At 62.8% G+C, this 21001-nt stretch carries 11 protein-coding genes and 1 pseudogene; 9 read left to right on the top strand and 3 right to left on the bottom strand.

Annotated elements, in window-relative coordinates:
* Positions 1-387: 387 nt before the first annotated feature.
* The 6 genes from WS87_RS18110 (at position 388) to WS87_RS18135 (ending at position 15925) form a co-directional block, all read left to right on the top strand.
* Positions 388-8895: a two-partner secretion domain-containing protein gene (locus WS87_RS18110; RefSeq protein WP_236873250.1), complete on the top strand. Its 8508-nt coding sequence runs from the start codon at positions 388-390 to the stop codon at positions 8893-8895.
* Positions 8896-8946: 51 nt separating this feature from the next.
* Positions 8947-10109 (top strand): IS3 family transposase gene (locus WS87_RS18115; protein WP_107937997.1). Its coding sequence is split into 2 segments (ribosomal slippage): positions 8947-9202 and positions 9202-10109, totalling 1164 coding nucleotides; the frame shifts between segments, so codons are not numbered across the junction.
* A gap of 338 nt (positions 10110-10447) precedes the next feature.
* A complete protein-coding gene (locus WS87_RS18120) occupies positions 10448-10822 on the top strand; it encodes a hypothetical protein (RefSeq protein ID WP_236873251.1) in 375 nt (124 codons plus the stop codon).
* A 141-nt stretch (positions 10823-10963) separates the two neighbouring features.
* Positions 10964-13033: a two-partner secretion domain-containing protein gene (locus WS87_RS18125; RefSeq protein WP_179952351.1), complete on the top strand. Its 2070-nt coding sequence runs from the start codon at positions 10964-10966 to the stop codon at positions 13031-13033.
* 207 nt (positions 13034-13240) lie between these two features.
* Entirely contained in the window at positions 13241-14974 is a 1734-nt protein-coding gene (locus WS87_RS18130) for a ShlB/FhaC/HecB family hemolysin secretion/activation protein (protein WP_059818461.1), read from the top strand.
* Positions 14975-15070: 96 nt separating this feature from the next.
* Positions 15071-15925 (top strand): peptidylprolyl isomerase, encoded by an 855-nt coding sequence (locus WS87_RS18135; RefSeq protein WP_059818454.1) that lies wholly within the window; start codon positions 15071-15073, stop codon positions 15923-15925.
* A 156-nt stretch (positions 15926-16081) separates the two neighbouring features.
* Here the strand turns inward: WS87_RS18135 and WS87_RS34710 are convergent.
* Both WS87_RS34710 and WS87_RS18145 read right to left on the bottom strand, forming a co-directional pair.
* Positions 16082-16265, bottom strand: a pseudogene (locus WS87_RS34710) (hypothetical protein); the annotation flags it as partial.
* Positions 16266-16302: 37 nt separating this feature from the next.
* Positions 16303-16779, bottom strand: coding sequence for a GNAT family N-acetyltransferase (locus WS87_RS18145; protein WP_059818453.1), 477 nt, complete (start codon positions 16777-16779; stop codon positions 16303-16305).
* Positions 16780-16910: 131 nt separating this feature from the next.
* Between WS87_RS18145 and pdxR the strand changes: the two genes are divergently transcribed.
* The gene (gene pdxR, locus WS87_RS18150) at positions 16911-18395 is read left to right on the top strand and encodes a MocR-like pyridoxine biosynthesis transcription factor PdxR (protein WP_059818452.1); all 1485 of its coding nucleotides are present in this window, start codon (positions 16911-16913) and stop codon (positions 18393-18395) included.
* Between the two features lie 54 nt (positions 18396-18449).
* On the opposite strand, the gene WS87_RS18155 is transcribed toward pdxR, so the two are convergent.
* Positions 18450-19487 (bottom strand): aldo/keto reductase, encoded by a 1038-nt coding sequence (locus tag WS87_RS18155; RefSeq protein ID WP_059818451.1) that lies wholly within the window; start codon positions 19485-19487, stop codon positions 18450-18452.
* Positions 19488-19614: 127 nt separating this feature from the next.
* On the opposite strand from WS87_RS18155, the gene WS87_RS18160 reads away from it, so the two are divergent.
* Together WS87_RS18160 and WS87_RS18165 are read left to right on the top strand one after the other, a co-directional pair.
* On the top strand, positions 19615-20502 hold the full coding sequence (locus WS87_RS18160) for a LysR family transcriptional regulator (RefSeq protein WP_059692541.1): 888 nt from the start codon (positions 19615-19617) through the stop codon (positions 20500-20502).
* 195 nt (positions 20503-20697) lie between these two features.
* On the top strand, positions 20698-20997 hold the full coding sequence (locus WS87_RS18165; RefSeq protein WP_059533672.1) for an ArsR/SmtB family transcription factor: 300 nt from the start codon (positions 20698-20700) through the stop codon (positions 20995-20997).
* The last annotated feature ends 4 nt before the right edge of the window (positions 20998-21001 follow it).

Raw genomic sequence — 21001 nt, forward strand, 5'->3', positions numbered from 1 at the left:
GAAACGGAAACCGGCCATTCTCTCTCGATTGCGATTTATTCGGTCAGGTTTTTAGGTATCTGAAACGGTTTTTAACTTTTCTGTCCGATTCTCAGGAGCGCATACACTCGATGTGAGTCGCCCCGATGTCGACGTGAAAGCCTTTGATGGGCAGGGGCGTGCCGTCCGACCGCCGGAGATGGTGGTCTTTTCGAGCAAATTAATCTCAAAAATCCAATTATTATCGTATTGATTCTTCAGTGAACTGGCTAATATTCAAAATTCCAATATCACCGACTGCCATTTCGTGATGGCACGCCTGTCAGCAAGAAAAGCCATGACAATTGTTGACCATCTTTTGTTTTTGGCTGTGCGAGCATCTGCTGAAAATTCCGAGTGAGACCAACCATGCGCCGACTGATGCGCGAAATAGAAGCTCGGCACGTTCAACGGGGAACGGCCAAACAGAAAATTATCTTCGGTCAAGCTTCGCTGAAAAGCGAGGAGCATGTGCTTTGGGTCAAGGCGACCGCATGGGTCATGTCGGTCGTGATGTACTTCGCACCCGCGGTGCTTCTGATCGACCAAACTGCGCATGCTGCGCCGATCATCGATCCGCGCGCGCCGATCCCGTTTCAGCCGACGGTGACCGCGACAAGCTCGGGCGTCCCCGCTATCAATATCCCGGCGCCGAACTCCAATGGTGTGAGTCTCGGACAGTATCAGTCGTTCAACGTGGGACCCGAAGGCCTCGTGCTGAATAACAGCACGATTTCGGGTACGCCTCTGCTGGGCGGTACGCTTGGCGCGAACCCGAATCTGAACGGCCGACCTGCGTCGTTGATCATCAACCAGGTCACGTCGAACAATATCGCGATATTGAACGGGCCACTCGAGACCTTCGGCGCTGCGGCGCCGATCGTGATTGCGGCTCCTGGCGGGATATCTGCAAACGGTTTGTCGCTCACGAATATCCCGAATCTCACGCTGACCACCGGCACGCCACAATTCATTACAGGCATCGGTGGCACACCGACCGATTTCGCACACGCGGGCGCGGTCGCGTACGACGTTCGGTCAGGCAACATTTCCATCAACGGGCCGGCAGGCGTAAACGGCCCGGGAGCCGGGATAGAAGGGACTGTCGGGAATATCGACCTGATCGGGCAAACGGTGACGTTGGCGGCCCCGATCCGCGCGGATCAGCGCATCAACGTCGTGACAGGCAACCAGATCGTCACTCCGACCACAACTGGCAATACCGGCACCGCGTACGGTACTGCAGCTAACGGCTTGCCGAACAACGTCACGGCCATTCAGACGCCGAACGGCCTGGCGATCGACGCGAATCAGTTTGGATCGGTCACCGCCGGGCAAGTTTATATCGTTCAAACCGCGGCTGGCCTTGGCGCCAACATGCAAGGTACGTTGACCGCGACGGCGGGGAACGTCGTCGTCAACTCGAACGGCGACGTCACGGTCGGTCAAACGTTTGCCAATCAGAACGTGAATCTGACGAGCGCGGGCAACACGACGATCAACGGCACCGGGCTCGCAAACCAGAATTACACGGTCAACGCGAACGGCGACATCAACGCGCCGGGTTCGGTGTCGGCCGGGCAGAACGTCGCGATGACCGCAGGCGGCAATCTGAATGCCGCCTCGGTTGCCGCAAACGGAGAGGCCAATCTCACGGCGGGCCAGTCGATGTCGATCGGTTCGCTCTCCGCGCACGATATCGCGCTGCAGACGACCAACGGCGACCTCATGGTAGGCGGCTTGAGTGCACCGGGCACGGTATCGGCGAAGGCGGGGCGGGATCTGACGGTCAACGGTGCGGTGCAGGGCGGCAGCACGGTCGCGCTGACGGGCGCACGTAACGCGACCGTCAACGGCCAGGTGTCGGGCGTGGGCGACACCACGATTGCCGCGCAGATAGGTTCGGCGACCGTGAATGGCAACGCGCTGTCGAATGGAGCGCTGTTGGTGACGGCAGGCCAGAATGCGGCCGTCGGCGGCACGGTGCAGGCTCAGGGGCCGGTATCGATTGCGGCGAATGCCGGTTCGATTACGGGCCAAGGGAACGTCACGTCGTCGCAGGGCGCAGTGAACCTGAATGCCGGTCAGGCGATCGGGCTGAATGGCGCGGTGCAGAGCGGCAGCACGGTCAACGCGACGGCCGGTACGAACGCGAGTTTCGGCGGGACGGTATCCGCACCGGGCGCGGTGACGATTCAGGCCGGGCAGGATACGACGCTTGGCGGCGACATTACGAGCGGCGGAAATCTGAGCGTGACGTCGGGCGGCAATACGAACGTGCAGGGCACGGCCTCGTCGGTCGGCGACATGACGCTTGCGGCCAACGGCGGATCGCTCTCGACGACCGGCAGCGTCGTGTCGCTCGGTGCATTCAATGCCAGCGGCAAGCAGGGCGTCAGCTTGGGCGGTACGGTCTACAGTGGCGGCAACGCAACGATAGGATCGAGCGCGGGCAGCGTGTCGGTCGCGGGTGCGGTGTCGACGCCAGGCGCGGTGAACATCAATGCCGGGCAGGACGCGACCGTCGTGGGTAGCCTCCAGAGCGGTCAGAGCACGACGATCGCCGCCGCGCGCGATGCAAACCTGAACGGTGGTCTCGCGGTCAGCAATACCGGAAACGCCAGCGTGACGGCGGGCCGAGACATCAATGGCACGGGCGGGCTCAGCGTCGCGAACGACACGACGCTCAATGCCGGCAACAACATCGCGATCTCCGGCGCGGTTCAGACCGGCAACAATCTGAGCGCGACGGCAGGTCAAAATCTGTCGGTCGGTGCGACGACGGCCGTCGGCACCAACACGCTCACGGCGACCAATGGCAGCGCGACGCTTGCCGGCGACGCCCTTTCGGGCGGGGCGACGACGATCGCGGCTGGCACGGACCTCAATGCACAAGGCAGCGTCAAGAGCCTGGGCGATCTGAGCGCCAATGCGAAGGCGGGCAATCTGACGGTGGCCGGTCCGGTCTCGACGGCTGGGAACGCGACGCTAAACGCCGGTCAGAACCTGACGCTCAACGGCCAGACGACCGCTTCGAAGGATGCGAGCCTGACAGCGACGAATATCACGACGCAGGGCGTCGCGGTCGGCGGGAATCTGACCGCAACAGCGACGAATAATCTCGACACGTCGGCGGGGCAGCTCAATCAGCCGTTCAGCGCCACCACACCGGCGTTGTCGGTGGGCGGTAACGCGACCCTGTCGGGCGCGAACGTCACGACCGCGAACGCCGTGGTGGGTGGCACGACGCGGATCGCCGGCACGCAGAGCGTCACGACGGGCGGCACCGCAGCGTTCAAGGGTGACGCGACGGTCGCTGGAGGCACGGTAACGAACGTCGGCACGCAGATGGCGGCCGGCAATCTGAACGTATCGGGCACGACCGTCACAAACGCGGGCAGCCTGTCATCGCTGCAGACGGCGACCGTCACTGCGGCGAACCTCAACAACTCCGGAACGATCTACGGACCGACGGCCAATTTCAACGTGTCGGGCTCGACGATCAACTCGGGTGGTTTGCTCGCGACGAACGCGCTGAACCTGACGACGGGCAGCCTGAGCAACGTCAACGGGCTCATTTACTCGGGCGACGTCAACAATCCCTCCGCTGCGATCGGCAACACGACAGTGACGGTCACCGGCGGCAATGGTTCGTTCGACAATACCAACGGCCGGATTCTCGGGCAGAACGTCGCGACGCTAAACCTGCCGAACCAGACACTTGATCCGTCGGTAGCCAGCTATGGGACCGTCAACGGCGGCAACGGGCTGAACCTGTCCGCCCAGTCGGTAAGCAATTCGGGTACGTGGACGCTGCCGGGAACGGCCGTTACGGTCTCGTCGGCCAACGGCATCAACAACGCCGGCACGATCAACCAAGGTACGGGTTCACTGACGCTGAACGGCGCGGTGGGCAACACGGGTGCAATCAATGGCAACGACCTGACGATCAACGGAACGCTCGCCAACGCGGCGAGCGGTACGGTCACGGCTAATGATGCGTTCACGCTGAACGGTTCGGGCACGAACGCCGGCACGGTGCAGGCGGCTAACACGCTGACGATCACCGGTTCGAGCTATGACAATTCAGGCGGTACGACGAAGGCGGGCAACGGCAATAGCCCGGCGGGCAGCGGTAACGCGACGATCAACCTGAGTGGTGATCTCGGGAACGCAGGCGGCACGCTGACTGCGACGAGCGATCTGTCGATCACGGCAAACAACGTCAACAATACTGCCGCAGCGTCGGTCACGACCACCACGACCACGAAGACGGTCGACAACGCGGGGCTATTGATGGCCACGCAGATCGGCACCGAAACGATCTATGCGATCTATAACCTCGGCAAGGACGGCGGAATACTGACCCTTTCGCAGGCGACGATACCGGCCACGCTCGGAGGGCTCTTGTCGACTGGGGGCGAGCAGCCGACCAACACGACCGTTTGGTCGACACAGGTCAACCGTCTGACCTATCAGGGTTGGGGGGATCCTTCGTCACCGGTTGCGACGTCGGGATCGGTTCAGTTCGCACTCGTGCCCACGAGCAATGCGCTTCGCGGCGCCATCTGGGTGATCCAGTCGCCGTCGACGCCGGTTTCGGGCGCTACGGCGGTCCAGACCTTGGCTTTGCCGACGGTCACGGAGACTACCACTACGACCGGCGCGACCGTCACGCCTTCGATCATTGCGGCTGGCCACGACCTCACGCTGACCGCCAATACGCTTAGCAACCAGAGCGGGACCGTAAGCGCTGGCCACGATGCCAACGTGAATGTGCAGCAGCTCCGGAATGGCGGTTCGAGTTTCACATCGTCGGTGACAGATACAGTTGATGCTGCTTCTCTGAATGCGTTCCTGACGTCGTTGCAGACATTGCAAAAATCCGGACCGATTGGCGTGGCTGGCACGGCGAATCCGGATGGCACGTACCAGTGTGTTGGGGGAAGCTGTCTGGTTGGCACGCCGACACCACCGGCCACATACACGATCAGTGCGCCGGGTACGGTACAACTGAAATCTGTCTCGTCGAGCACTACGACGCAAGGAGCCGTCGGGCAGATCCTCGCCGGTAATAATCTGAATGTGTCGGGCGGCAACCTGACCAATGCAGGTACGCTGTCTGCCGCCAATGATGTGATCGTGAAGGCAGCCAGCTTCACGAATCAAGGCTCGAACGTCGGCTCGAAAACCGTCACGGCGGGATGTGCATCCGGTTTTTCCAACGCAGGCTGTTCGTCACTGATCACGACTAATCCGAACTCGGAGACATACAGCTACCAGCAGACCAACAGTAACGTAACGGCAGGTCACGACATCGTCATTGCAGCGACCCAAGTCAACAACACGTATGGCAATCTGGTCGCTGCACACGACATCGTGATCGGCGGTGCGGGCACGACGGCTAACGCTACGACGCAAGCATCGAGCGTCAGTAACACCTCGGGTGCGATCGAGGCGGGTAACAACGTCACTCTCAACGCCGCGGAAGTCACGAACACGATTGCCGCGCCGGTCACGGTTCATCAGAACTACGGCACCGCTTCGCCATACACGGGATGCGGGCAGAACTGCGAAGCATATATCGAAGTACAGTCCGCCAAGCCGTCGACGATCATCGCGAACAACAACCTGTCGATCACGGCGGGCGTGTTCAGCAATACGGGTAGTCTTGTCACGGCGCTGAATACCGCGACGATCAACGCCAGCTCGAGCGCGTCCAGCGGCAACCAGTATCTGCACGCGTACTGGACGGGCAATCCGGCCGGTATCCGTACGTGGGGCTGCCAAGGTTCAGCCGCGACCTGCCAGAACCTGTACGGCGGTGCTTTCAGCCTCGGCGATGCGCAGTCCGCCCCCGGCTTGCCGTCGAACGTCGGTATGTCGGATTTTGTGCCGGCTACGATCCAAGCGGGCAACTCGCTGTCGGTGAATTCGCCGACGCTCACCAACACCGGTAACGTGATCGGTCAGACCATCGCGCTGACTGGCTCGCAGCTTGTCAACGGCATCACGAATCCGAACGTCTTTACACCGCCGCCGGTCGTGTCGGGACAGGTGATTTCGTTGGGGCCGGTAACGACACCGGGCAGCGTGTCGACGGCCGTCAACGCGTTCGGACGGGTCGTCGACGCTAATGGTCAGCCGACGTCGGTGACAGGTGCGACCGGTTTGCCGGTGAACACACCGATCGGCACTCGGACCGTCGGCACGCCGGTCGCGCCGATCGTCACGCAGGCGAATACGCCGCTGAGCGCGACCGTCAAGACAATCTCGGGGCAAACCACGACGGTCGCGTACCTGACGAACAACCCGGCTGTGCAGGTCGTGGATACGGTTTCGTCGGCGTCATTGATTGCCAATCTGCCGGCGAATCTGCAGCCGGGCAATGTCCCGTTCTACTACGACCCGTACACGGAGAATCAGCAGATCGAGCAGGCGGCGCTGCAGGCGACCGGCAAGAGCAGTTTCTATAGCACGACGAGCGCCACGGACAGCACGAGCCAGGCGTCGATCGCCAATCAGGACAAGGCGGCACTTTACGGTGCGGCACTGGAGTACGCGAAGGACCACAACATCGCGCTCGGCACGCAATTGTCGGACGCGCAGCTGGCGATGGTCGATCATCCGATGCTCTGGTATGTCGAGCAGTCGGTGCCGGAGCCGGGTTGCAGCACGACCGGTGGCGCTACGTGCCCGACGGTGCAGGCGTTGATGCCGGAAGTGCTGTTGCCGAAGAACTTCGCGGTGGTGAACGCCGACGGTGAGATTACGGGCACCAACGTCACGCTCAACTACGCGAACAGCATCCTGAACACGGGGACCGTCACGGCGCAGAACCTGACGGTCAACACGAATTCGCTGACCAACGAGCAACGTTCGACGAACGTCGGCACGATCTATCAGACCGGGCAGGACGGTGTACTCCTGCAAACCACGGGCACCGTGGCGCAGCAAGGCGGCTTCATGTCGGCCGCCAACTATCAGCTCAATGCGCAGTCGATCGCGCAGATCGGTGGGGCGTTGCAGCAGGTCAATGCTGACGGTAGCGTGAATGAGGCCGCAACGCAGCAGATGCTGTCCGACCTGAAGACGAAGCTCGGCGAAAACTTTACGCAGCAGACGGTCAGCGACAACCTGCATACGGATGTTGTCGGCGGTGGCGAAGCATGGTACGACCAGCTCTTCATGACGGCGGTCATTACCGGCCTGTCGATCATGTCCGGGATGGCGGCATCGGCCGCGATCGGGGCGATGGCGTCCGCAGCGTCGGGGACGGCGTTTGCTGCGGCGGTGCCGGCGAGCACTTCGACGATCGCGATTGGCGCGACGCAAGTGACGGTGACGACGGCGGCGGTTGGTGCGGGCACGGCCAACGTCGCGTTGTCGGCCGCTTTCGCCGGCATGATGAATAGCACGATGAGCCAGCTGAATTCGGGCGGCTCGTTCAGTGTTGGAAAGATGCTTGAAACCGGGGGCGTTGCGGGGCTCACGGCCGGCCTGACTAACGGCGTTACGTTCGACGGGGGCACCCCGGGCTGGTCGTGGAGTGCTTCGCCGAACAGTCTCGCGTCGCTGGCGGGCGTTCAGTCGGTAGGCAATACGCTCGTGCCGCAAGCCGGCGCAGCAACGGGTTCATTACCGACCACAATCGGTGCGCTTGCCGCTGAGTCGGTGCTGCAGGCGACCGTCCAGACTGCCCTGCAAGGCGGTAGCTTCCTGACGAACCTGCGCAATAGCGCAGCGACGAATGCTGCAGCGTCAATCGCTTACTCGATCGGTAACCTGAACCAGGGCGGCGAATTAACTGGTGGCGCCTATGTGGCAGCCCACGCAGTGCTTGGGTGTGCTGCTGGTGCCGCAACAGGCCTAGGGTGTGGTGGCGGGGCGATTGGCGGGGCGGTGTCGGCTGCACTCACACCCGATATTTTGAGAGTGATCGATCCGAGCGGTGCTGCGCTTGATCAGGGCCAAGTGGCTATGCTGGCGGCGATTTCGACGTTGGCCGGGGGAGGATTTGCTGGCCTTGCAGGTCAAAACGCGATGGCCGGTGCCACGGCAGCTCAAAACGAGGCGCTGAACAACGACGCAGGAAGTCCGACCCATACAGCTGCAGCCGTGAAGAACGGCGGGGTGCTCAGTGCGGCCGCAGAGATGATCCTGACGGCAATGATGCCGTGGAAGAGTCAGACGGGGCAAACCTACATGCAACCGGTCACGTCGACCGTGAAGGGTGTGGGGGACATTGTTCAGGCAAACTACGGGAATAAGTCGCAACCACCGACCGACGCAAACAGGCAGGTCGATTCCAGTGGTGGCTCGAACAATACGCCGACTGCACCGGCGACGGTAACGCCCGTGCTGGCTGCGTTGTGCGCGGTTACAGGCGGCCTTGGCTGCATGACGTCGCTTCTGCTTGGGGTTACGGCGTCAACTCCGACGGCGCCCAGCAATGTCAGTTTGTCGAGTGGCAACGGTGACAGTGGTTCGTCGGCAACGCAAGGTGATGGAGGCACCGCTAGTAGTAATCGCCAAGGATTGGACTGGTCAATCGTCAGTAAATCAGGCGAAACTAGACCCGATCACGTGACTGCTCAACACGGTGACTTGAATCTCCAGAAGCAGGCGCAAGGGGTGTTCTATGGCGACCCGGTATCTACCGTCAACGATGCGTGGAGTATCGCTCAGAAGACCGGAGTCCAACCGGTAGCTAGCGGCGGCGCTGACGTATATGTTGTGCCTCGTCCAAATTCCGGTTATGCGGGCGGGTACTCTGGCCAGAGGCAGAATTTAAACTCGGTGACAATCATCACCGTTCATGGAACAAATCAGGTCATAACCGCGTATCCCGGTAATGGCTTACCTGTAGTGGTCTAATGAATCCGGACACTGATTTAGGCGAGAATGTTCGCCATGAAGAGGTGTCTGATGAGCAAGCAACGACGTACGTTTTCCCCGGAGTTCAAACAGCAAGCCGCCTGTCTGGTGCTCGACCAGGGTTATAGTCATATGGAAGCAAGCCGCTCGGTCGGCGTCGGCGAGACGGTGCTGCGCCGCTGGGTGAAGCAACTTCAGATGGAACGCCAGGGCGTCACGCCGCAGGGCAAGGCAATCACGCCGGATCAACAGCGTATTCAGGAACTCGAGGCGCGTATCGAACGCCTCGAGCGTGAGAAGGCCATTTTAAAAAAGGCTACCGCGCTCTTGATGTCGGAAGGCATCGAACGTACGAAGTAATTGATCAGATTGGCGCAAGCGAATCGGTCGAGCTGATCTGCGCGGTATTCGACGTGTCGCGGTCTTGCCTGTATGCCCACCGAGGGCGAGCCCGACGCGTTGATGCCGAGCGCATGGCACTGCGTAGCCGGGTACACGAGCTGTTCATCGAGAGTCGAAGCTCTGCTGGCAGTCGCAGCATCATGGGCATGATGCGCGAGGAAGGTACGGCGATTGGCCGCTTCAAGGTCAGCCGCTTGATGGAAGAACTCGGGTTGATCTGCAAGCAGCCGGGCCGCCATGCCTACAAGCAGGCCACGGTCGAGCGGATCGATATCCCGAACCATCTCAATCGCGAATTCGAGGTTGGTAGGCCGAATCAGGTGTGGTGTGGTGACATCACGTATGTCTGGGCGCAGGGACGTTGGCATTATCTGGCCGTAGTACTCGACCTGTTCACGCGTCGGGTTGTTGGCTGGGCGTTCTCGACACGCCCTGATGCCGATCTGGTCGTGCAGGCGTTGGAGATGGCCTATGAGCAACGTGGCCGACCGCAAGGCTTGCTGTTTCACTCGGATCAAGGCGGCCAATATGCAAGCCGGAAATTCCGTCAGCGCCTCTGGCGCTATCGGATACAGCAGAGCATGAGCCGTCGAGGAAATTGTTGGGATAACTCCCCGATGGAGAGGCTGTTCCGCAGCTTCAAGACCGAATGGCTACCGTCAGTGGGCTACATGTCGGCGCAGGAGGCACACCGGGACATCAGCCACTACCTGATGCACCGGTACAACTGGATACGGCCGCATCAGTTCAATGACGGACTGGCTCCGGCGGTTGCGGAAGAAAAACTTAACGCAGTGTCCGGGATTAGTTGACCACTACATACCCTTACCCAAAGCACCTTGACTATGACATATCTACACTACGCAGTCGTCAAAGAATCGTGTCCGGTTTGCGGCCAGGGGCGTGTTTTGGTGGCAGTCGAGAAGGACGGTCACTCACTCTTCGTGGTATGCGAAGACTGTGAGTCAGAATGGAGTACACCTATCGAATCATGTGATGCATCGCTAGCGACGCGTGATCAACACACATTCCTGCGGTACTTAGAGCCTGCGGATCTGATTGGCCATCTGTGGCATTCGCAGTTGCTGAATGCTTAGCTCCTCGGGACGGAATTGGCATGACGACTTGCTCTAGTCGACTGGAAAGGACGTTGGGCGGCAAGCTCGAGCGGCGTTGTAGCCGTGTGGTTCCCGGGTCTGTCGCTGTGGAGGGAACCGAGTTTGTCTATTTTTCTGATGACGAGAAGCACCCATTCAGAAAACAGTTTAAGAATTTGACCGAATTCACGAACCCACCGCATGCACAGCACGGAGGAGTAAATGAAAGAGGGTGCCGGATCAAACTGCCAGACGGGCGACAATTTCATGCCATTGGCTACCATGGCGATATCGAGGGATGGCGCTTGGACATAGAAGCCGGCGCTCACGCGCTAAATATCCTTCTTGCTCGGATCGACGGCAACCAATTCATCGTATCCGATGGTCGAACGTTTGAATTGAGTCAATGCGAAGTTGAATTCACTTGATTCGGGTCAGGCCGACGTTGATGGAGTTGCGGCCCTCTTCGTAGTGTCGAGGGACCGCATTGGGAGTGCATTCTTGCAATAGGAATTCTGCGCGGACTCAGAACTAGAAAACAAATGAAAAACTTCCCGGGGTCGAGACGGATGATTTATCGAAAACCGCTCCAACATAGCTTAGTGCTGACGTGGCTTGGCATGTCCTGCTCGGCTTTCGCAACAGGCATCGTTGCGGATGGTGGCACCGCAACGTCAATTTCGACAGATGCGGCGGGGCGACAGACCGTCAACATCGCGCCTGCCATCGGTGGTGTTTCGAACAACAGTTACTCGTCCTTCAATGTCTCAAAAGCCGGCGCGGACCTCAACAACGTTGGCATCAATGCGCGCACGATCGTCAATCAGGTCACGAGCACAAACCCGTCGCTAATCCAGGGCAACATCAACGTCCTCGGATCGCGCGCGAACGTCATTCTGGCCAATCCGAATGGCGTGACGGTTGACGGCGGAAGCTTCACGAACACCGGCCACGTCGTGCTGTCGACGGGCCAGGTGAGCTTCGCCGACGTGGCGCTCGCGCCCGGCACGGTGCAGCGCAACGTCGTGCTGAACACGGATCGCGGCACAATCACGATCGGTGCTGGCGGCCTGACGGGCAATCTCATCGGTCTCGATCTGGTCGCAAAGCAACTGGCCGTGAACGGACCGGTGACGAATACCTACGACAACAAGACTGGTGTGCCGAGTTTTGTCCGCGGCACCGTTGGCAGCAGCACCACGAGCTGGAACGGGGGCGTGTCGCCAACCGATAACGGCCACGACTGGCTGATCGGTATGACCTCCCCCGGAGCGGCAAGCAACGCGCTCGCGGTCGACATCACGGCCGCCGGCGGACTCACGGCCGGCCGAGTGGAACTGATCATCACCGATCAGGGTGCCGGCGTGCGCAGCCTCGGCAAGCTCTACGCGAACGCGGGCGATGCCGTGGTCACGTCTACCGGTGACGTCACGATCGCCGACAACCAGTTCATCGGCGCGCATGATGCCTCGATCTCGACGACCGGCGCAGTAAGGCTACAGGGCGCCCAACTGAACGCCGGGAACAACGCGACGGTGCACGCTGGCTCGATTTCGCTCTCGGACGACGCAGCCGGCCCGTCGACGCTGAGTGCAAACAACGCAGTCAACCTGACGAGCAGCAGCACCATTACGAACGTCGGCAGTGTGATTCAGGCGGGTACGACGACAAACGGCACACCTTCCGGGGGTGACCTGACGCTGAGCGCGGCGGGCGATATTCTCAACGGATCGAGCGACGGCAATCAGGGCATCATTTTCTCGGCCAACGGCAAGACATCGCTGACTGCGGGCGGGAATATCATCAACGATAACGCGCGTATCGCATCCAACGGCGGCATGAGCCTGACGGCGGCCGGCGACGTGCTGAACGTCATCGACCATTCGGGTGGCACGAATGGCGGTCAGCCAACAGCCTATACGGATCGAGGCGGCAGCTTCCTTTTCTTCTCGCATTCGACGACCGGCGTGAACGTTGATTACGGTACCGTCAATCGGCCCGATCAGATTGCCTACCTCGCGGTGACCAGCGGGCCGTTGACGATCACCGGACGCAACGTGACGAATTCGGGCGGCGTCATTCAAGCGACTGGCGGTGATGTCACCATTACGGCGCAGAACACGTTCACGAATGCGGCGGTGTTCTCGGGGAAGGCGAACTACTCGCGCAGCTGCTGGATCTTTTGTCACGCCAACGCGTCAAGCAACGTCACGCCCTACGGCGGCACGATTCAGGCCAGCAGTGATTCGCAATCCAGGACGGGCGGCAACATCTCGATCAAGAGTGGCACAGTCGCGCGCAACGTCGGTGGCAATGTCTTTGCGACGGGTGACATCAAGGTCGATGCGCCGATCACGTATGCGCAGGGCGTGACGGGATACTCGGCGATCAATCAGGACCGTGGCTTCAAGGCGTTCTTCGGCAGTACCTGGGCGCAGCTAATCGCGATGGATATCGGCGGCGGCTTCGCCGCGAATGGACAGGTGTTCCTAACCGGCGACGGCGTGATCGACGGCGGTTCGTTCAGCGGCGGAAAGGGCGTGACGGCTGCTGGCGGCATCACTACCGTACGGGCGCCGTCGAGAACACCGGTTTCGATCGATCAGCATCTGGGCCTGACGACTTGGTGGTGGCGTTGAGCGAATGATCCATCGAACGAAAAATCGCCTCGGAATAGTCGTCGCCGCTTTTCTCGCAATCACGGTCGTCTTCGCCGCATCGATGAGCAGTGCAGCTTGCATCGCCACATCGGCTCACGGGTTTCTACACGCACAACAACGATGAAAGCACCGGTTTTCCCTCGATACAAGCTGCCACTGCTGGTCGCGAGCCTCGCGGCATCGTACATGCCGGCGCAGGCGCAAACGGTGCCTCCGGCGGTTCGACCGGTGCAGGACCCAGCGCAACTGATCATCGAACAGCAACGCGAACAGGCGCGCCAGCGTCAGCTCGAGCAACCGCCCCCCTCGGTAACGATTCCGCCGCCGTCCGATACGACGCTCGACGTGCCACCCGGTACGCCGGTCGACGCGATTGTCGAAAGTGGCCCGACATTTCGGATCGGGGAGATCCTGCTGCAATCGGCCGACGGAAAGCCGTTCGAGTCGCCTGGCGGGGTGTCGCGCGCAAAACTCGATGCCGTCGTCGCTGAGTTTGCGAATCACGACCTCGGCACGCACCGCATCAATGTGCTCCTGAAGCGCCTGACGGATACCTTCGTCTCGTCGGGTTACGTGACGACGCGCGCACTGCTTGGCAAACAGAATCTGTCGACCGGCACCCTCCGGGTCACGATTCAGGTGGGCCACATCGCTGGTTTTGTGGTCAACGGGCAACCGATTCATCGCCTCAAGCCCGGTGAAGCGTCGGCGGGCGGCGGCTGGCTCACCGACGTTGGTTATGCGAATGCATTTCCGGTGTCGCCCGGCGATCCTCTCCGCCTGTCTGACATCGATCAAGGTGTCGCGCAGATCAACCGTCTGCGCCGCAATCAGGCTGCGGTGCAGATCCTGCCGGGCCAGAATGCCGGCGATTCGGTTGTCGCGATCGACAACAAGCCCGGTGACCGGCTGTATTTCAATCTCGGTGTCGACAACTACGGCAGTTCGGCAACGGGCGTTACGCGCTATCGGGCCGGTGTCGAGGCGAACAATCTGCTCGGACTTCAGGAGTCGCTGAGTCTCAACTTCCTTGACAGTCAGGACAGCAACGCACTGGTAGGATCGTTCGCCGTGCCGTTCGGGCGGAATACCTTCAGCTACACGATCGCGGATTCGGAATACCAGCAACTGATCGGCTCGACGGCGCTGCTGTATGGCCGCACGCTGTCGCATATTTTCGGCTGGAACTATCTGGTAGGCAGAACGGCAAGCGATATCACCAGCATCGACACGACGCTATCGTGGCGGCGCACCGACCGGACGATCAACGGGGCAGATCTTGATCCGCAGCGCGTCGCCGTGCTCCGAATCGGCGGGAACTGGCTGCACAAGTTCGTGATAAACGACGCGCAGGGGAATTTCACCGTAAATGGAGGGTTGTCGCAGGGCCTGCCGTGGTTCGGTGCAAACCACGACGAGCACGGCATTGCGCGTGACGCAGCGCACAGTCAGTTCACCAAGCTCGATGCGACAGCAACGATTACGTTGCCACTGCCGAAGTTGAATGGTGCGGTGCTGGTGTACCGGGGCGTGTTGGGCGGCCAATACACGAATACGGCGTTGTACGGCTCGGAACAGCTCTACCTCGGCGGCATGGATACGATCCGGGGCTTTCGATCGGGTGAGATCGCGGGCGACCGCGGCCTCTATGCGCGTAACGAGCTCGCGTGGGTGAACGTTCCGATGTGGAAGGAAGGCCGTATCGAGCCGTACGTATTCCTCGATGCCGGCAAGGCGAGCCTGATCGGTGCGTCGGGCTTCCCGACGCTCGCCGGCATCGGAGCCGGCCTGCGTGCCCAATGGCAGTGGCGTAAGCAGTCGCTTTCGGGAGAGATGCTGGTGGGTCGCGCGCTGACACAGCCGGCGGCGCTGGGCAACAAGGCGACACTGGTACTCGGCACCTTGAACTGGTTTTACTAGAGCGAATTTGGTCGTGTCCGCCAACCCCTCAGTGTCGGGCACTTTGCGCAGTGGCTGAGGTCGCTGTGCCTTTTTACACAAGCAGGAGCATCAAGCATGCAGAGGACGTTCAACCGAATTCTGATCGCGACGACGATTGCCTGGCAATTGGCGCTGCCTGTCCAGGCGCAAACACAAACCTCGGTGTTGCCCGCAGGTGCCGTCGCAACCGTGAACGGTACACCGATCACCAAGGCGGAGGTCGACGCCGTGTTGCAGGCATCGCGCCAGCCCGATACGCCGCAGTTTCGCCAAGCGATCAAGAATCAACTGATTGCGCGCGTGCTGATTCAGCAAGCGGCTGACAAAGCGAGCTACGGCAGCAAACCGGAAGTGCAGGCGGCCATGCAGCTTGCGAAATCGACTGCCGAGACGCAACTCTTCGTACGCGATAACGTGAACGCCGAGCCGGTCACGGATGCACAAGTGAAGGCGCGATACAATGAAATCGTCGCATCGCTCGGCAAGGACGAGGTCAAGCCGCGCATCATCGTGACGAAAGATGCGGCGACCGCTGCGACGGTGCTGGCCGGGCTGAAGGCAGGGCAGTCGTTCGACGCACTGGCTCGACAGTACAGCCAGGCGCCGACCGCAGCGGCTGGCGGTGAGCTGCCGTGGGTGAGCTTCAAGACGCCGGTGACAGACGGGAATACGCAGGGGTTGCCGCTAGCGGTTGCGCAAGCGATCACGCAGTTGCCCGCAGGCGGCGTGACGCCGCAGTCGATCGCACTCGGCAACGACGTGAATGGCCCGCGAGCGATTGTCAAGGTCGACGCGAAACGACCAACGCGGGTACCGTCGTTTGATGCGGCGAAGGCGACGATTCAACAGCAGCTTCAGGCGTTGGCGCTTGAGAAGGCGACGGCGAATTTCGTCGGTGGCCTGATGAAGAATGCAACGATTCAACAGTAAGTACCGTCACCAGAATGTCGCAAAAGCGCTCGAATCGACGACCACGTAGCAAGACTGAGCTATTGCCGCCGCCGGCGGCCCATGTTCGCTCCATCTCACTCGAAACCCACTTTGCGCTGCAGACTATCCGACGTGGACAGGGCACGTCTGAGACGCGATGCGGTCGGTGACGTCCTCGCACACGCCACGCAATAACGAGAAGCCGAGCCGCAACGGTGACGTCGTCGTTGGCGCTTCTATCGCAGATTCCCATGTACTCACGTTGACGCCGAAAGGTAGCACCTCAATGGCGTCGCGCATCCTGCAGCAGCTGAGACGGCGTGTAATAAGCCGTAGGCTGGCGTGAACCAGCCGCCGCGCCTCCGCGTGCGGCCCCCTCAGCGCGGCAAAACCTTCCGGTAGATCACGAATCCGGTTTTTTCCGCGACGGTGTCGTAGAGCCGCATCGCCGTGTGATTCGTCTCGTGCGTCTGCCAGTACACGCGTTCGGCGCGTTGTGCCCGCGCGGCGTCGTACACGGCTTCGATCAACGCGCGGCCCACGCCCTTGCCGCGTTCGCTCTCGAGCGTGAAAAGATCCTGCAGATAGCAGGTCGGCCCGATCAGCGTCGTGCTGCGGTGATACAGGAAATGCACGAACCCGACGAGCCGGCCGTCGCGTTCCGCAACGCGCGCATGCACGGGCTCGTAGCCATCGAAGAAGCGCGACCACGTGAGCTGCGTGATCTCGCTCGGCAGCGCGGTGTCGCCGAAGCGGCCGTAGAAGCGGTTGTAGCCCTCCCACAGCGGCAGCCAGTTGTCGAAATCGTCTTCTCGCACGGGGCGTACGGTCAGGCCGGTGTCGGTAGCGTTCATGGTCGCGAACCTTTCGAGGATGGATGAAATGAGGCGTTGCCGGCGCGGCCGGAAACGAGAACAGACATCCACGATAGAAAGTTCGTGGCACCATGTGTAGACCCATGACATTCCCACATTCTGGAGCCACGATGGATTACGCGGTGCTGCTGTCGACCTTCGAGCGCGAGGCGGGGCCGCACGCGGTCACGCGGATGTCGCAGCAGCAGCGGCTGTACGCGTGCCTGCGCGACGCGATCCTGAGCGGCCGCATCGCCGAAGGCGCGCGGCTTGCCGCCTCGCGCACGCTGGCCGACGAACTCGGCATCGCGCGCAACTCGGTGCTGTACGCGTACGAGCGGCTCGCGTCGGAAGGGTTCGTGACCGGCACGCGGCAGGGCACGGTGGTTGCCCGGATGGGCTTGCGCGGGGCGCAGATCGCCGCTGCCGCGCCCGCCGGCGATGCTGCGATGCTGTCGCGGCGCGTCGCGCAGGCGGAGCGCGCGACGAGCGGCCTCGACGAATCGCTGCCGTTCATGCCGGGCGTGCCGGCCGTCGACGAATTCCCGCTCGCGCAGTGGCGGCGCTGCATCGAACGCGCATGGCGCGCGGCGGGGCCGGCGCAGCTCGGCTATCAATCGGCGGAGGGCGATTCAGTGTTGCGCGACGCGATCGCCGGTTATCTGCGCGCGTCGCGCGGCGTGCGTTGCGACGCGGCGCAGGTGATCGTCACCGACGGCACGCAGGGCGCGCTCGACCTGTGCGCCCGCGCGCTGGCGGACGCGGGCGATGTCGCTTGGATCGAGAACCCCGGCTACCACGGTGCGCGCAACGCGTTTCTCGCGGCCGACCTGCGCGTCGAGCCGATCGGCGTCGATGCGCAGGGGCTGGCGCCGCATCCGGACGACTGGCGCGATCGTCCGCCGAAGCTCGTCTACATCACGCCGTCGCACCAGTATCCGCTCGGCGCGGTGATGAGCCTCGAACGGCGGCTCGCGCTCGTCGCGCAGGCGCGCGCGGCCGGCGCATGGATCGTCGAGGACGACTACGACAGCGAGTTTCGCCACCACGGCACACCGCACGCGGCCGTGCAGGGGCTCGCCGACGATGCGCCAGTGATCTATCTCGGCACGTTCAGCAAGGTGATGTTTCCGGCGTTGCGGCTTGGCTTCATGGTGGTGCCGCCCGCGCTCGCGCAGCCGCTGCGCGACGCGGCGGGCGCGCTGATGTTGCAGGGTCGCGCGGTCGAGCAGCGCGCGCTCGCGGATTTCATCGAGGCCGGGCATTTCACGCGCCACCTGCGGCGCATGCGCCGCGTGTATGCCGAGCGGCGCGATGCGCTGCACGACGCGCTGGTGCGGCGATTGAGCACGCGGCTGACGGTGTCGGGCGGTGCGGGCGGCATGCATCTGTCCGCGCGGCTCGACGTGCCGGTGGCGGACACTGAGTTGAGCCGCGTCGCGCAGGCGCACGGGCTGATCCTGCGGCCGCTGTCGTCGTTCTGCCTGCCGGGCACCGCGCATGGCTACAACGGGCTCGTGCTCGGCTACGGCGGCGTGCCGGCCGAGCGGATGGATGCGCTCGCGCGGCGGATCGGCGAGATGATCGACCGCGCGCTGGCCGGGCGGCGAGACTGACGTCCGTCGCGCCGGTCCGCCGTTGCGTCGGCGCGTGCCTGCCCGTTGGTCCGCTCAGCCGCACATCGGCGGGTTGAGTCGCGCGAACGCGTCCTGCCGGCGATACGGGAAGTACGGATACGGCGCTTCGACCGCACTCGCCGCATCGAGCTTCGCGATCTGCGCGTCGGTCAGCGACCAGCCGACCGCGCCGAGGTTCTGGCGCAACTGCTCCTCGTTGCGCGCGCCGACGATCACCGACGACACGGTCGGGCGCTGCAGCAGCCAGTTCAGCGCGATCTGCGGCACGGTCTTGCCGGTTTCCTCGGCGATTGCGTCGAGCGCATCGACCACGTCGTACAGCCGTTCGTCGTCGACCGGCGGGCCGAAGCCGGCCGTGTCGTGCAGGCGGCTGCGTTCGGGCAGCGGCGCATCGCGGCGGATCTTACCCGTGAGCCGGCCCCAGCCGAGCGGACTCCACACCAGCGCGCCGAGGCCCTGGTCGGCGCCCAGCGGCATCAGGTCCCACTCGTAGTCGCGGCCGACGAGCGAGTAGTAGACCTGGTTCGCGACGTAGCGCGACCAGCCGTGCCGGTCGGCCGCAGCGAGCGACTTCATGATCTGCCAGCCCGCGAAATTCGACACGCCGATATAGCGCAGCTTGCCCGCGCGCACCAGGTCGTCCAGCGTCGACAACACTTCCTCGACCGGCGTGGTCGCGTCGAACGCGTGAAGCTGCAACAGGTCGATGTAGTCGGTGTCGAGGCGGCGCAGCGCGTCGTCGACCGCGCGGATCAGCCGCGGGCGCGACGTGCCTGCGTCGTTCGGGCCGTCGCCGGTCGGCAGGCCCGTCTTGGTCGAGATGAGCACCTGGTCGCGCCGTCCGTGGATCGCGGCGCCGAGCACGCGCTCGGATGCGCCGTCCGAATACACGTCGGCCGTGTCGAACAGGTTGACGCCGGCTTCGAGGCAGATGTCGACCAGGCGGCGCGCTTCGTCGACGCCCGTGTTGCCCCATGCGCCGAACAACGGGCCGGTGCCGCCGAACGTGCCTGCGCCGAAGCTCAGCACGGGAATCTTGAGGCCGGAGCGGCCGAGCGTGCGGTATTCCATGTCGTGTGCCCTCTCGTCGTCGAGGCCGACGCGTGAATGCGCCGGAAAGGTAGCGCTCACTCTAGCGCTTGCGATTGATCCGGATAATTGGGCAGACTTCGAAAATATCCTTCGGAGGAAGCGAAGAATGCTGCTCGACAATCTGGCGCTGTTCCTGCGCATCGTGGAGAAGGGCGGGCTGGCCGCGGCCGGCCGCGAGGTCGGGCTGTCGCCGGCCACGGTTTCCGAACGGCTGGCGGCGCTCGAGAGTTACTACGGCGCGGCGCTGCTCACGCGCACGACCCGCGCGATCAGCCTGACCGACGAAGGCCGCACGCTGGTCGCGGGCGCGCGGCGCCTGCTCGCCGAGGCCGACGAACTCGAAAGCCGCGTGCGGCTCGGCGCGCAGACGCTGTCGGGGCCCGTGCGGCTGAGCGCGCCGGCCGATCTCGGACAGGCGCGCGTCGTGCCGGTGGTCGACGCGTTCCTGACCGAGCATCCCGGCGTCACGGTCGACCTGCATCTCGGCGACGGCTACGTCGATCTCGTCGGGCAGGGGCTCGATTTCGCGATCCGGCGCGGCACGCTTGCGGACAGCGCGTTGCGTAGCCGTTCGCTCGGCCGTTCGCGCCGCGTGGTGTGCGCCGCGCCCGCGTATCTCGCCGCGCACGGCACGCCGCGGCATCCGGACGAACTCGCCGCGCACGACTGCATCGTGATGCGCTTCGGCCAGGAGTTGTATGCTGAGTGGCCGTTCCGCATCGACGACGAACTGAAACGCGTGATGGTGCGCGGCCGGCGCGTGGCCAACGACGGCGCCCTTGTGCGCGCGTGGTGCGTCGCGGGGCGCGGTATCGCGCTGAAATCGCGGCTCGACGTCGAACAGGATCTGGCGTCCGGCGCGCTCGTCGAGATCCTCCGCGACTTCTCGCCGGGCGAAGTCGACCTGCAGATCGTCTATCCGGGCGGTGCGGTGCAGCCGCGGCGCGTGCGGGCGCTGATCGAAAGGTTGGCGCAGGCGCTGACCGCTGAGTGATCGCAACCAACCGGATCACATCGGCTGGCGCTCCCGCGTCGGCCTCCGACGTGATGACGTCGAATGCGGCGCAGCAGCGCAGAGGCCGCTTCCGGCACCTTCCCGCAAGCCGGCAAACGCAACGATCCCGCGCGCAACCGGTTGCCCACGTTTCGTCATTTAGCTAATATTCGAAACGTCAAACGAGGCCGAACCATGGACGACGTCACCCGCATCAGCGCACTGGCCAACGAAAGCCGTCTGGCCGTGATGCGCTGGCTCAAGCAGCCGCGCAAGCATTTCCCGCCGCAGCCGCATGGCGACTTCGACGAACTCGGCGTGTGCTGCACGTACATCACCGAGAAGCTCGGCATCGCGCCGGCGACGACCACGCGCCATATGCGCATCCTCGCGGATGCCGGGCTCGTGCAGGCGACGCGCGTCGGCAAGTTCACGTACTACAAGCGGATCGACGATGCGCTGCATCGGTTGGGCCGCGATCTCCTGCAACTCTGATCTT

This window comes from Burkholderia sp. MSMB0856, from assembly GCF_001524645.2.
GTDB lineage: Bacteria > Pseudomonadota > Gammaproteobacteria > Burkholderiales > Burkholderiaceae > Burkholderia > Burkholderia diffusa.